This is a genomic window from Mycobacterium sp. E2989 (assembly GCF_001667595.1).
Taxonomy (GTDB): Bacteria; Actinomycetota; Actinomycetes; order Mycobacteriales; family Mycobacteriaceae; genus Mycobacterium.
In genome coordinates this window covers 1-13,926 of record NZ_LZJX01000095.1, presented here as the reverse complement: position 1 = coordinate 13,926, position 13,926 = coordinate 1, and the positions used below count along the sequence as shown (strand labels likewise).

Sequence of the window (13,926 nt, the reverse complement as noted above, 5' to 3'; positions counted from 1 at the left end):
GTGAACAGCGGGTGGACCTCGCCCGAACCGGACGCGCGGCGGCCACCTGTGCGAAACCTGGGGGCCGCCAAACGGTTCCCGCTATGGGCGGCTAGCTCCTGTTGAGTTGCTGGGGGCAGTAATACTTCGCGGCGATCGCCAGAAACGACGTCGCGTGATCCGTAGTGAGCCCGGGGTTTTGGCCCTTCAGATCGTTGACCATTTGGGGGCCGTACTCGCCGTTGCCCATCGCCGTGCACACCGCTTGGGCGAACTGGACCGCCGCCTCCGGCGTCTTGTAGGTGATGCCCGCGCTTCGCAGCGACGCGAGAAAGCTCGCCTGGTCGACGCCGCCGGTATCCGGGTCACCATGTGCGGGCGCGGCGAGTCCGATCGCGGCGCACACGCCGACGACACCCACCAGCATCCTCATAGCTCGCGATTGTCTCACGCCGGCGCACCGCGTGCAGCGTCGAATCCTATGGCTGAATCGCCTTGTCCATCAGCCTGACTCGGGCCGGCCAATCAGGCCTTGGAAAGTTGATGCGGGCAGTAGTACTTCGCCGAGATCATGGCGAAGTTGGAGGCCATCTCCATGTCCATCCCCGGATTGTGCGTCTTCACGTCGTGGACCAGCTCGAGGCCCGACTCGCCGTTGTTCAGACACGAACACACGGCCCGGCCCGCCCCGACGGCCGCGTCCGGGCTGGCGAAGCCGAAGCCCGCCTGATGCAGGGCGGCGAGGAAGGCCCCGTCGTCGCCGTCCGGCTCTGGCGGCGGGCCGGCGTGCGCCGGCGCGGCCAACCCGATCACGACCGGGGCGCTCAGTAGAACCAGTAAACGTTTCATCGCGCAACCTCCTTGGCTTAGCTGTTTGGCCCGAAACATGTTGACCCTCAGCCCAATTGGGCGTCGGCGGGCAGGACCTTGGACTTGTCACCCTTCTTCAGGTGGACCGCGTGAATGCCGGGTTTCTTCGCCAGCTGCTCGAGCAGGGCGTCCAAGCCTTCCTGGTCGACGTTGTGGTGCTGCACGGTTTCGGGTTTCTCCGATATCTGCGCGACCAGACGCTTGAGTTGTTCCGGCGACTGCTTGTCTTTGAGGTCCTTGATCGGCTTCATCCGATTGCGCACGCTGGCCCCCACCACGGTGGGCCCGCCGGCGCCGAGGGCACTGCCGAGCATCCCCGCCATGGCCATCGAACTGAACAGGCCGCCCTCGGCCAGACTGGCGGCCGGGACGGCCTCGGGCCCGGCGGCCGACAGCGCCGCGGCGACCGTCCGGATGGCCGGGGTGGCCGAGGCCCAACTGGGCGGGACGGTGAGCTGCCCCACCAAGGTGCCACGCGCGAAACCCGCCGCCGGACTGATCGCGTCGTACAGCGTGCCGCGGCCGAAGCCCAGCGCCCCTAGACCGGCACCCAGCGCGTCCTTCGGCAACGCGCCGTAGGCGGCGGGTGGGGCGAACTTGAGCCACTGCGACAGGGGGAAGTTGATCAGCAACCCGACGTCGTTGAACTGGGTGGTCAGCCCCAACGGCACCTTGACGGCGTTGTACATGGCCGTGATCAAGGGGGTGCCGGCGGGCGTGGTGCCGAAGCCCTTCAAGAACGTGGTGATCGCGGTGTTGTATTCGGTGGCGAGCTGCGACAGCCACGCCAGTATCGGGTTGCCCGGGCCAGCGGTCAGCGAGTCGGCCGTTGCGCTGATGGTCGACCCGACGCTGCCGGCCGACGTGCCCGCGGCTTGGCTCACCGCGGCCGATTGCATCGTCGGGCCCGCGCCGGTGGTGGTTTGCGGCGGGTCGTTGAACGGCGTGAACCGGGTGGCCACCTCCGACGAGCTGGCGTAGGTGTCCATCGCCACGGCGTCCTGGGCCCACATCTCGCCGTACTGGGTCTCGGTGGCCGCGATCGCCGCCGTGTTCTGCCCGAACAGGTTGGTCGCCATCAGCTGCGCCAACAGGGCCCGGTTTTCGGCGATCACCGGGGGCGGCACGTGGGCCGCGAGTGCCGTCTCGTAGGCGGCCGCCGCCGCGGCGGCCTGCGTCGCGGCCTCCTGGGCCTGGACGGCGGTCTGCTGCATCCAGGCCACGTAGGGGGCCGCCGCCGACGCCATGGCGATCGAGGACGGACCGACCCAGGGGCCGGTGGCCAGACTCGAGACCACCGAGGAGTAGGCGGTCGCCGCGGACTGCAGCTCGGTGGCCAGGTTCTCCCATGCCGTCGCCGCGGCCACCAACGACTCCGCCCCCGGACCGGCGTATATCCGGCCGGAGTTGAACTCCGGCGGGAAGGCTCCGTAAAACATCTCTATTCCCCTGTCCTCGGCGCCCGCGCGGACGGCGCTGGCCTCTGTGTGGTGGTCATCGCCGTCAGTCCTCCAGGGCCGGGATGACGATGATGGTGGCCGCGGCCGGATCGGCCTCGGCGACGGCACCGCCCAGCGCAGTGGCCGTAGCCGCGGCGCCGCCCACCGAACGTGTCGCGCTGCTCGCGACGGCGCGGCCGAGCAGGCTCGACAGGCCCATCTGGCTGAACATGCCCTCCTCACCGGCCAGGGCGGCGGCCGGCGCGGCCGTCATGTCGGCGGGCAGCACCTGGGCGATCGTTCGGATCGCCGGAGCGGCTTCCGTCCAGCCCTGCGGCACCGACATGCCGCCGACCAGGGCCGCCTTGCCCATGGACCCCGACGCCGGCCCCACGGCGGAACTGAGCATCGGCCGCACCGCGCTCGGGCCGCTGGTCAAGGGGGCGAGCGCGCCGTTGATCGCCTTCGGGCCGGACAGGTAGGCGGCGGCGCCCTGGCCGTTCTGGCCCCAGGCGTACGCCTGACCGAAGGACAGGAACGGGCCACCCGGGACGCTGCTCCAGGACTGCGGGGAGTACGGGCCCGTCAGCACCGACCAGATGTTGTTCCAGTAGTCCAGGTTTTGTCCGATTCCCAGGCCCGTTCCCGTCGTCGGGGCGGTCGGGGCGGTCGCCTGGACATTGCCGGCGTTGAGCATGGGTTGCATCGCGGTGCTCAGCTGCGCGGCGGTGTTGGAGCTCGACTGCGCGCCCGACTGGGTGACGGCGGCCGCCTGCATCGGACCGGCCGACTCGTTGGTGGTCTTGGGCGGCTCGGCGAACGGCGTCAGCTGCGATGCCGCCGCCGACGAGGCCGCGTAGCCATACATCGCGGCGGCGTCCTGGGCCCACATCTCCATGTATTGGGCTTCGGTGGCGGCGATCGCCGGCGTGTTCTGGCCCAGGAAGTTGGTGGCGATCAGCGCCGCGAGCAAAGCGCGGTTGGCCGCGATCACCGGGGGCGGCACGGTGGCCGCGAACGCCGCCTCGTAGGCGCCCGCGGCCAGCTTGGCCTGGGCGCCTGCCTCCTCGGCCTGGGCGCCGGTGGCCTGCATCCATACCACGTACGGCGCCGCGGCGGCGGCCATCGCTATCGACGACGGACCCGTCCAGGGGCCCGTCGCCAGCATCTCGATCGTCGAGTGGTACGACACCCCGGCCGCCTGCAACTCCGCGGCCAGTTCGTCCCAGGCCGCCGCAGCGGCCAGCAACGGGCCCGACCCCGCGCCCACGTACATCCGCCCCGAATTGATCTCCGGCGGAAGCGCTCCAAAATCCAGCATGTACTACCTCCGGTCCCGCAAGTGGCCGCCATGGTAGGCGCGGCTTTGCTGGGTCGGCCGCAACCGCGGCACAGTTCTAAGGAAACGCATCGAATCCGCTACGCCGGCCATGGATTCACTTCACGCACTGCAGACACAGGACCATTTCCTCCCTAGCTGAATTCCCCCGGCGAAGATTGGCGTCCGGGACGCCCAACCCATCGCTGCACCAATATAAGATCATCGTGACCGTAATGTATTCGCGCATCGTTCCCAGCGCGTAACATAATGTAAAAGGTCAATGACACGACGGTATTGGCGAGTGTGAGAACTTTGGCCCGCCTAGCTATTCGATCATATCGCAAACACGCAGCGTAAAAAGATTTATGCAGCACAGAGCAACGGTAACGAAAGGCTCCGCCACCGCTGCTTTAGCAATACTCACTTCACGAACCCGGCATTTCACCGGCCTCGGTTAAACGTGATCTAGCCCCTATTCAGACCGCAATATGCGTCAGCAGAATAGGCCTCCTATTGACGTAAATAAGACAGCACAAGATAAACGCACGACAACTCCTCGAATTGTCATTCACCCTAAACCGGCCAGCTCATAGCCGGCGTATCACCGAACCAATTGCCTCAAAGTCGGAGGCAGTCGCCCCGGCTGCAAGCCGACCGCGCTGTCGGCGTCACGTTGCTGGCGCCACCCGCTCGAACCGCCGCCGACGCCAAGCCGCCGGCCGCCGTCGCACCGCGAGCGAGTGATTTGCCATGTCATTCCCTACTGTTCACCTACTCGCAGGGTAAACGGGCTAGACTGCCGCACCGCTGACTAGCTGCTGGCAGTTTCCTGGGAGCGGTTCCAACCGCGGGTTTTTCAGAAGCGGCGCCGATCCGCTCCGACGGTACGTGGGTCGCTCGGCGGCGAATGGTCCCCGGAGGGTCGCGTCATGGCCGCCTGCCACGGACGCGAGGCCGAGTTACGTCGTCTTCTTCTCGGCCACTGCCGCGCTGAGGCCCTCGGCGAGGTCCTCGGCGGTCAGCTCCTTGAACCGCAAGAGTTGCCGCTCGCTGAATTCGGTGACGTCACTGGCCAGAACCGCGTCCAGGTCTTCGTCGTCGAGGCGGAAACTGCGGTGATCGCGGGCCTTTTCCACCACGTTGCGCACGAAACCGGCGTTGCCCAGCGTGTCGATGCCGCGGATCAGGTCGCCGTCTTCGGAGTAGTTCTCGTCCAGATAAAACCTTGTGTAGGAAGGCAATAGGGAGTGGGCCGCTTCTTCGGTGATCACATCCTCGTTCTCCTGGCCCATCAACCGGGTCAGCGCGACCAACTCGTCCGGCGTGTAGCTGAAGAACTCGATCACGGTCGAAAACCGCCGTCGCAGACCTTGATTCACGTCGAGCATCTTTTCCATCGCCTTGGCGTATCCCGCGCCGAAGACCACGAGTTCGTCGCGGTGGTTCTCCATGTACAGCAGCAGCGTGTTGATGATCGCGTTCCCGTAGGGGTCGCCTTGCTGGTAACCCTTCTCGTGCAAGGTGTGCATCTCGTCGAAGAAAACCGCCCCGCCCAGAGCTTCCTCGAGCATTTCCTCGGTGTTCTTCTCCGCGTCGGCCATGTAGCGGCCCAACAGCTTGGTGCGGCTGGTTTCCACGACCACCGGCTTGCGCAGCACGGTCAGGCCGCACAACTGCTTGCTGAACGCTCGCGCCACCGACGTCTTGCCGGTCCCGGGAGGCCCCAGCAGCAGGGTGTGGCGCGACGTCACGGGCACGGGAAGGCCCATCTTGGCGCGCGCCAGGTTCACCTTCGTCGTCGCCTTGATGAGCTTGATCTCCCGCTTGGCCCGCTCCATGCCCAGCATCGCGTTGAGCTCCGCGTCACCCTCGGCGAGATACCGTGCCGCCTCCTCGGCGTGGCGGGCGGCCTCCGTCTCGGCACGGCTCGGCGCGCTGTCCGCGTCCCACGGATCTTTGCGCGCCTCAATGGTTTCCGGGTCGGTCAGGACCAACCGATAGTTCGGGTTGTCCAGCGCTTCGCGGGCCGGGCTGAACTTGGGGTCCCGCGAATACACCCGGCGCAGCAGTTCGACGGCCTCGTCCTCGCGCCCCAGGTGCCGCAAGCACATCCCCTGGGTGTAGAGGGCGATGTTGGCCGCCCCCGGCACCCGGTCACCTTCGATGGCGTCCTGGCCGCGCCGCAGCGCCTCCTCGAAGACGCCCAGCGACGCCAGCGCCGTCGTCGCCATGGCCGCCCCCGCCGCCTTCAGTTCGGGCTGTCGCCAGACCTTGCCCTCCGGGAACTGGCTGAGCACGTCGGGCCACCGCCCGGTGCGGAAATACAGCACGCCGCGGACGTAGTCGACCAGTTCCTGCTCGAAGGGCTGGCGCGGCTCGACGCCGTCGAGCAGCTCCGCCGCCTCCTCGTAGCGTTTGGCCTCGGCGAGCACGGCGGCGTAAGCGCACGCCAGCGACTCCACGCTGGTGACGGCCAGCTGCAGGAACAACCCGTCGGAGACCTGGGGCCGGAAGTGCAGATCGGTGACGCCGAGCCGGCGGGTTTCCCACCCGAACGTGCGGATCGACGCCCAGGCGCCGGCCAGCACCTCGATGCTGCGCTCCCCCGCCAGCAAGCGCGCCAGCCAGGCGTCGCACATCCCGGGATCGAGGTTGCTGGCCGTGGCGAACATCTGCGAGGCGACCTGCGGGTTGTGGCTCGGTTGCAGCCCGTTGACCGAAATACCCGATGCCAACAGGCCGGCGACCATCGCGTTGCGGGCGCCCTCAGCGGTCGATTGCGGCCGCGTCATTGTGCCGCAGGCACGCCGGCCGGGCTCCCTCGCAGTTGATCGACCGACAGCGTGAGTTCGTCGTCGTCATGCAAGGCGCGGCTCGGCAGGGAGAGCGAGGCGTGCGTCGACGGGGCGGGCAGGCTGGCGCGGACCGCGGCCAACTGACGTCCGGTGAGGCGGTTGAGCCCGGCCGTCACGTCCCGGGGCAGCCGCTTCTCGGTGTGGTAGCGCACCCAGGCCGACACGTGTGGCCGGCCCGCTTGGGCGCTGAGCCGGACCGTCAGCACGGTGGCGACGGTGTCCGCCTCCCACAGCGCATCCAGCGTGTCCGTGGTGATGTCGGCGGGCGACACCCAGAAGCTGGTGGTGAACCCGTTGAAGTGCTTGAGGTGGCGCCAGCCGGGCCGGCTCCAGGTCGGCTCCAGGTCGGCGAGTACCGCGCGGTCGACCTCGGTGAGCTCCTCGGCGGTCAACGGCTTTGCGGCACAGGTGAGCCCGTCGAGATCCTGCGCCAGCCGCTCGGTGGCCGCGACCAACGTCGAAGCCAGCGAATCGCGGACCGCGACCGCGGCGATGTTGAGCTGCGGGTTCATCCGCACCACCACCCAGGTGCGGCGAACGTAAGAGGTGGGCTCGCCGTTGGCCACCTCCCACTCCTCGGGGCCCCAGTCGTCGAGCTTCGACAGCTCCGCCGCGTTGCCGCCCCGGCGCACCTTGACCGACACGATGTCGATGTCATCGAGGTGAATGTCGAACTGCTGCAACCCATCCGCCACGGCCTGCACCAGCAGGGCGGGCGACGACGTCCGGTGCCGGTGGCGCGACGAGGGGTCGTCGTCACCCCCGTTCACCGCGATCACCGAGACCAGTTGGCCCTCGTACTCGCGCACGCCGACCTTGTCGCGGCCGAACCGGCGCTGGTAGTCGACCGCGGGAGTGCAACCGGCGCCCAGCGCGGTGCCCGGATCGGCGGACCAATCCCACAGCCAGTTGGCCAATCCCGACGTGAGCGTGATGCCGTGATAGGTGATCAGCGAGAAGAGGGCGACCAAAACCGCGAGGCCGACGCCCACCCAGAACGCGATGCGATAGTTGCCCTGCCAGGACTCCGGGCAGTGGCTGGCCACCACCATGATCGCGATGTCGACCAGGAACACCGCCGTGACCCGTGGCCACGACAACGACAACCCCAATTTTCGCTGAGCCTTCATGACTGTTGCTGCTCCGCCCTATTGCTGCTTCCGCGATCGCTTCATGAGCATCGCCGTACCAAACACGCCCCCACCGATCAGTAACGCCCCGAGCAGGCCTCCCGCGGCCACCCACACTGGCACCATATCCCGGTGCGGGACGGGTTTCGGTATGTTCAGCGGCGCTGAAAGTTGCTGTGGCGGCTTCAACGGACCTTCGGGTACATCCCACGTCAATGCGGCCACCGGGTCGACGATGCCGTGCCCGACCTGGTTGTCGACCCCGCGCGCCGGTGCCCGCGCGGTGCGGGTCAGCCGGTTGATGACCTGATAGGCCGAGAGTTGGGGGAACTTGGCACGGACGAGCGCTGCGATACCGGACACGATCGCGGCCGAGAAGCTGGTGCCGGAAGGGACCAGCAGCGTGTTGTCCGGTCCGTCGATCGCGTTGATGACGCCGTCGTCGCGCGGGGACAGCCCGACGACGTCGGTGCCCGGCGCAGCGATGCCCACCCACGGGCCGGACACGCTCGTCGATCCCTGACCCTGGCCCCCGGTCTGCGGCCGGCCGTCCTCGTCGACCGCTCCCACCGTCAGGACGTAGTCGCTGAACCAGGACGGCGTGACGACGGTGGTGACCGAGTTCCAGTTGCGAGGATCGTTGGGCTGCAACGGATCATGCGGCGGGTTCTGCTTGCAGTCCTTCTTGTTGGTGTCCCCGGCCGCGGCCACGATGACTGCGTTCTTGTCGACCGCCGCGTAGCGCACCGCGGCACCCAGCGCCCGCTGGTCGACGATGTTGCGCGCGCTCATACAGGTCACGTCCGAGATGTTGATGACCTGCGCGCCCATGTTGGCGGCGTGCACGATCGCCCGCGCCATCGTCTGCACGCCGTCGATCTTCGCCCGAGTCTGCGGGTCTTCGTCGCCGGTGTAGGCGTCCTTGAGCCCGAAGGCCTGGCTGGACTGGCGGATCGCGATGAGGTCCACATCCGGTGCGACGCCGCTGAACGCGTCGGGGCCGGCCGACGGCGGGGCCGGCGGCGGCGGCGGGCCGGGGGGCGGGTCGAGGGGGCGCGGGTAGTCCACGCCGACCACGTGCCCACCGCCGGAGTAGCCCGGTATCGTCACCGTGCCGCCACCACGGTTGCCGGCCGGGGCCTGTGCCGGCCCCGGTGGCGGCCCGTTACCGGGCGGAGGCGCCGCCGGCGGCGCGGGCGGTGGCGCCCCGAACGGTCCGGGGGCGGGCTGGTCCTGCGGCGGAGGCGGAACCATCGTCACGGTCTGCGGCAGGGGCGAGAGCGTAACCGTTTGCGGCGGTGGCGCTTTCGGCGGCGGCTCGGTGGTCGGGATGGTGACGGGCCGGCGCGGTGCGGCCGGCGGCACCCCGGCGCCGTTGGCCGGCGCGGCCCCGATCATGGAGGCCACGATCGTGCCGTGCGCGTCGCAGTCCGACAGTCCGTCGCCGCCCATGACGTAATCCCCGCCGGGGATCAGGTGCGGGAAGCGCGGGTGTGGGCTGACGCCGGTGTCGATGACGGCCACCTTCACGCCGGCGCCGCGGCCGAACTGCCATGCCTCCTGCAAGTTCAGCATGTCCATGTACTTCGGTTGCAGCCGGAAGTCGGTGCCGGGCAGGACGCCGACCTCGGTGCAGTACGAATTCTGCTTCATGGGCGCCGGTGGCCCCGGCGGACCGTCAGGCGGGACCGCGCCGGGATCGATCGTTGGCGGTGAGATCGCAGAGGCGGGCGGTAAGCCGGCCAATGCTCCTGAGGTGAGCAAGATTGCGGCGAGGGCCGCGGCGGACGCGCGCCCTCGCCACACCTTGCTACTACCGGTAGCGGATCGCTGCATAGACATTCATCAACCACAATGCCAGCGGGAAAATTGGCATGAGGCAGAGGTATTCGATCCATTCCACGAACTTGCGGAACAGCGGGCTGTAGATGGTGTTCGGCACCACGGCCGCGGCCGTGAGGCCCGCCGCCGGCAGCAACACCAGGATCGCCGCACTGATCGACACCGCCAGGGGCGACTGCAACACAAGGGCGTACCGGACCACCACCGCACCGACGATCAGGACCGCGGTGACGGCCAGGGTGATGGCCTGCCAGCGGTCGACGTACGAGCGCCCGCGCAGCATCAGGAAGCCGGCGCTGAAACCGGCCAGCAGCAGCGGCAGCCAGCGCTGGCCGGTGTGCGGGTCCGACAACGCCGTCAGCGAGACGACCATCAGCACGCCCAGGCCGATCAGCAGCCCGGTCAGGAAGGAACGGGCGCGCTCGGCCTGCACCAAGACATCGCGGACCGACGCGGGCCCCTCGAGGACCGGCGGCCCACCGTCGGAGCGGACCACGGTGGTCGGCAGGTCGGGCCGGGCCTCGAACACCCAGCGGCTGGTCGCCGACGGGAACACCGGCAGCCGGATGCCGGCCAACCGGCGCGAGAGCGCCGGGGCCGTGTGATAGACCAGCACGCACACCAGCACAACAGTGGTCAGCAAGGTCACCGCGCTGGTCATCGCGACCATGCGGGCCAGGGCCGCGATCGCCGTGACCAGGCTGACGGTGACCAGCGCGGTGTAGAGCCCCAGTCGGCGCCCGGTGAAGCGCAGGGACAGCATCGCGGCGATGGTCAGCACGCCGAAGCCCAGCACCGCGTGCGGGGACCCCACGCCGCCGGGAGGCGCCGCGGCCGCGGCGACTGTGAGTGGCGCCAGGCCGCTCAGCAGCATGATGTCGGCGACGCGGCGGTCCTGGTCGGTGCGCGCCCGCATCAGGAGCAGCAGGGAGACGCCGAGCACCACCGCGGCGATCACCGCGGAGAACGCGGTCGGGAGCCAGGAGTTGTGGTGCCACCGGTACCAGAGCAGCAGCCCCGAGGCGGCGGTCACGCCGGTCGCCACCATCGACGCCCCCACCTGCACCGCGACGACCGGGTCGATCGCGGCGAACCGCTTGCTCAGGTTTGCCGCGACCGCGGTGGAGATGTGCTCGATGACCTGCGAGCGATGCTCGGTGTCCTGGATGAACCGGATCCACAGTCGGTCGCCGTCGTAGACGTCCTGTTCGGTCAGGGACTGCGTGGCCCGCAGTGGGCTGCCGTCGACCAGGCAGAGCGCCCACCTGCCGCGGCCGGTGGCCTCCAGCGGGCTCTCGCCGAGCTCCCTGAGCCGGCTGTTCACCACCTTGAGCAGCGGCTCGGTCATCACCGAGACGGGGGCGTTGGCGTCCAGCAGGACGCCGATCTGTACGCCCGCCCCGGCCATAACGCCGACCACGACCGCCCGAGGCTGTGAAATTCCCTCAACGTCAGGCTGTAGCGCTTCAACTACCGCAGTCATCGCCGTGAACCCCTTACCGTCGTGAATGTGTAACCCCGCGCCGCGAGCCGGGCGGGGGTCTGCGCCGGCCCACCTTCGGGGGCGTTACGGCCCCCAGGAAAGTGCAGCTCGACTATTCCGAATTCCATCTACCCCGCCTCGCGACTAAAAACTTTGGTGACAGTGGCTTGAGATTTGCTGAATCTCTTAGAGAAGTATGCCGTGTTGGCATCTCAACCGCATGTTGAGTGCAAAGCCATTGGTGAACTTTATGTTTCGTCGAGAAGGTCAGACCCGGCTATGGGTTTTCCACTCGCCGTACGGAAGCGTGTCCAGCACGGTCTTGACGCCCACCTGCACCAACTGGGGGGTCGCCGGGCAAATGGCCAGCCAGGCCTCCCCCGACCCCGCCGTCCGCGCCTGCTGGTAGAGCGCGATGCGGCCACCGGAACCGTCCTTGAGCGACAGCACCGACGCGCTCGGCCCCTTCGCGTCGTCCCGGTATTGACGCGCGTACACCGCGACCTCGGCCGCCGGATCCGAGAGCGCCTGCCCCAGCGCGGCCACCGTGGCGGCGCTGATGCCCATCCGCCGCAGGTCACCGCCGGAAAACACGTTGAACCCCGACTCCTGCCAGGACTTCGTCGCTTCGAGCATCTCCTCGAGCGGCACGTTGACCGCGTTGATGGCCGCGGGCTCCGCGTGGTGGATCGACTCCAGGGCGTCCAAGACCAGGGACGCGATCGAGGCGCTGTCGGCGATGGCGACGTCGTCGACGGTGATGTCACCGCCGACCCGGACCGCGGAAACCCAGTGCTGGCCCCGGCGGGCCAGCACCACCCGGAACTCGTTGTCGGGGATGTCCCGCGAGCCGGGCGGCTGATTCTCGTCGTCGACGACGCCGTAGAGCAGCTTGCCCCTGGACAGCAGCGCGATGACCTCGAGGTCGGGTGCGGCCAGCACCCGCATCCGCGCGGCCACATGCTCGTTCACCTGGTCATTTTCGACGATGCCCTGCTCGCGCATCACGGCCATGCCGGGATGCTCGTTGAGCCAGTCGCTCGAGTCGGTGGAGACAAATGGCCGGCACCGCAGCTCCGGCGCGACGTGCCGAATGTCCAGGAGGGCCTGGAGCATCCAGAAACCATCGACGTTGACGGTGATGTCGGTGCGGGCGGTCTGTTGGTCCATCATTCCCTCAGGGAGTCAAAGTGCACGGTAACGGCAGGACGCGGCAGCACACCACCCGTCGGTGTGCTGCCGCGCCTGAAGTGCGGGTTAGGCCCAGCTGGACCCAACGGCGCTGTCGGTGCTGGCCATGTTGCTGCCGGCGCTCTGCACCTTCTGCCCGTGGGCGTTGGCCTGCTCGTAGATCACCTGGAAGTTGCGACCCAACTGGGTGATGAACTCCTGGCAGGCCACCGAACCGGCACCGCCCCAGAAGTCACCCGCAGCAAGCACATCGCGAACGATGGCCTGGTGCTCAGCCTCCAAAGACGCGGCCTGGGCGCGGATCAAGGCACCGTGGGCGTCGACATCGCCGAACTGGTAATTGATTGTCATAACGGTGTTCTCCTAATGTCTGGAATGGTACGCAGCCGCGGTTTTTAGCGCTAGCTGCCGAGGATTTGCTGCGAGGCCTGCTCTTGCTGCTCGTAGTTGTTCGCGTCGCGAATCAGACCGTCGCGCACACCGTGGAGCATGTTGACGATGTTGCGGAAGGCCTGGTTGACCTGACCCATGGTGTCGTACGAGGTCGCCTGCGCCTGACCGCTCCAGCCCGAACCCGCGATGTTCATCGAGGACGCCCACATCTTGCGAGCCTCGTCCTCAACGGTCTGGGCGTGCACCTCAAAGCGGCCCGCCATCGCCCGCATTTCGTGCGGGTCGGTCATAAAACGAGTTGCCATCTGGCCTGTCTCCTTAATACGTGATTACTCAGATACCTGCTGTGGTTTACGACGATGGCCGGACCGGTTACGCGCTGGCGAACCGCCGAGCCGAATCAAAAAGGATGATCCCCCCTTCCCGTCAGCCGGCGGCCACCGGTCGCAGTGACACGGTGAGACGGACGTCAAACCCGAACCACGGCGTTTGAGTTGTCCGGCCGTCAGCCCCCGAGATCATCGGTAGCTCGGCGGTGAGGTGGGTGCTCAAGTCGTAGACGTCCAGTCCCCGAGCCACAACCGCCAGTCCGATCAGCCCGCAGCAGCTGCGTTGATTGCCTCGGTCGCAGCGTACGAGCCAGAACTTGTGGTGAGCGTGTTCACGAACGCCTCGTGAATGGCGGCGGCCTGCGCGCTGACCGCCTGGTACATCTGCGCGTGCGCTGCGAACTGCGCCGCCGTCAGCGCCGACACCTCGTCGGCAGCAGCGGGCACAACCCCGGTCGTGGGGGCCGCAGCAGCCGCGTTCTGTGCGCTCAGCGTTGAGCCGATGGCCTGCAGGTTTCCGGCCGCCGCAGCCAGAGCCTCGGGCTGTGTGGTCACGAACGACATACTTGGTTCCCTCCTAAGATCAATCCCCGACTCTGCAGAGACTAGATGACGGCGGCCCCTGAAGCGCTTCCGGAAGCCGCCTGTTTGCAACTGTTCACGTGGCAGTACGACGAATTCATTTTTGGTAACGCCACAGTAACAGCGTCTGGGCGGGAGCGCAGCACCTTACACCATGGTCACAGCAAACCGTGACCGTCCCGCGTCCCAAAGGTGCTGGTAGGCCTCTCGCGCGGCGCTTTCCCAGGGCAGGCCCGCTAAAAATCTCATTGCCCATTATCTCCCCCCTGCCGGCCAGCAACGGGTGGACGGGCTCGCGACGCGCCTCCGCGAGGCGTCGGCCCCGGCCGCTCTCAACGCCGAGCGCACCCACTTTGTTAACCCCCCGTTCGAACGATCGAAAGCCGTTATCCGGCGAAGGGGGGTCGGGCCATGACGGTGGGGCGGAATCCGTAGCGGGGGCCGGCACCGGCGTGGGTGCCGCTGCCGACGCCGGCCAGGGGCATGCCGCCGAGCAGGTTGCCCGGTCCCCC

Annotated in this window: 12 protein-coding genes and 1 pseudogene; all 13 read right to left on the bottom strand. The window is 67.9% G+C overall.

What is annotated here, in order from left to right; translation table 11 throughout:
* Positions 1–91: 91 nt before the first annotated feature.
* Positions 92–412, bottom strand: a complete 321-nt coding sequence (locus A5680_RS16335; protein ID WP_055404900.1) for a DUF732 domain-containing protein — start codon at positions 410–412, stop codon at positions 92–94.
* 92 nt (positions 413–504) lie between these two features.
* Positions 505–828, bottom strand: a complete 324-nt coding sequence (locus A5680_RS16330; RefSeq protein WP_067821111.1) for a DUF732 domain-containing protein — start codon at positions 826–828, stop codon at positions 505–507.
* 47 nt (positions 829–875) lie between these two features.
* On the bottom strand, positions 876–2,288 hold the full coding sequence (locus tag A5680_RS16325; RefSeq protein WP_067821108.1) for a PPE family protein: 1,413 nt from the start codon (positions 2,286–2,288) through the stop codon (positions 876–878).
* A 64-nt stretch (positions 2,289–2,352) separates the two neighbouring features.
* A complete protein-coding gene (locus tag A5680_RS16320) occupies positions 2,353–3,609 on the bottom strand; it encodes a PPE family protein (RefSeq protein WP_067821104.1) in 1,257 nt (418 codons plus the stop codon).
* 959 nt (positions 3,610–4,568) lie between these two features.
* Positions 4,569–6,401, bottom strand: a complete 1,833-nt coding sequence (gene eccA / locus A5680_RS16315; protein WP_067821102.1) for a type VII secretion AAA-ATPase EccA — start codon at positions 6,399–6,401, stop codon at positions 4,569–4,571.
* Complete coding sequence (eccE, locus tag A5680_RS16310; protein WP_055405604.1) at positions 6,398–7,594, bottom strand: type VII secretion protein EccE; 1,197 nt, start codon at positions 7,592–7,594, stop codon at positions 6,398–6,400. The genes eccA and eccE overlap by 4 nt, the downstream gene beginning before the upstream one ends.
* Before the next feature lie 18 nt (positions 7,595–7,612).
* The gene (locus tag A5680_RS16305) at positions 7,613–9,430 is read right to left on the bottom strand and encodes a type VII secretion-associated serine protease mycosin (RefSeq protein WP_067821099.1); all 1,818 of its coding nucleotides are present in this window, start codon (positions 9,428–9,430) and stop codon (positions 7,613–7,615) included.
* Positions 9,408–10,919 (bottom strand): type VII secretion integral membrane protein EccD, encoded by a 1,512-nt coding sequence (gene eccD, locus A5680_RS16300; protein ID WP_067821096.1) that lies wholly within the window; start codon positions 10,917–10,919, stop codon positions 9,408–9,410. The genes A5680_RS16305 and eccD overlap by 23 nt, the downstream gene beginning before the upstream one ends.
* 267 nt (positions 10,920–11,186) lie before the next feature.
* On the bottom strand, positions 11,187–12,089 hold the full coding sequence (locus A5680_RS16295) for an ESX secretion-associated protein EspG (RefSeq protein WP_055405688.1): 903 nt from the start codon (positions 12,087–12,089) through the stop codon (positions 11,187–11,189).
* 87 nt (positions 12,090–12,176) lie between these two features.
* The gene (locus A5680_RS16290) at positions 12,177–12,461 is read right to left on the bottom strand and encodes a WXG100 family type VII secretion target (RefSeq protein ID WP_046182844.1); all 285 of its coding nucleotides are present in this window, start codon (positions 12,459–12,461) and stop codon (positions 12,177–12,179) included.
* Between the two features lie 50 nt (positions 12,462–12,511).
* Positions 12,512–12,808: a WXG100 family type VII secretion target gene (locus A5680_RS16285; RefSeq protein ID WP_007771418.1), complete on the bottom strand. Its 297-nt coding sequence runs from the start codon at positions 12,806–12,808 to the stop codon at positions 12,512–12,514.
* 288 nt (positions 12,809–13,096) lie between these two features.
* On the bottom strand, positions 13,097–13,396 hold the full coding sequence (locus tag A5680_RS16280) for a PE family protein (RefSeq protein ID WP_046182845.1): 300 nt from the start codon (positions 13,394–13,396) through the stop codon (positions 13,097–13,099).
* Between the two features lie 404 nt (positions 13,397–13,800).
* Positions 13,801–13,926: pseudogene (locus tag A5680_RS25340) on the bottom strand (hypothetical protein); the annotation flags it as partial.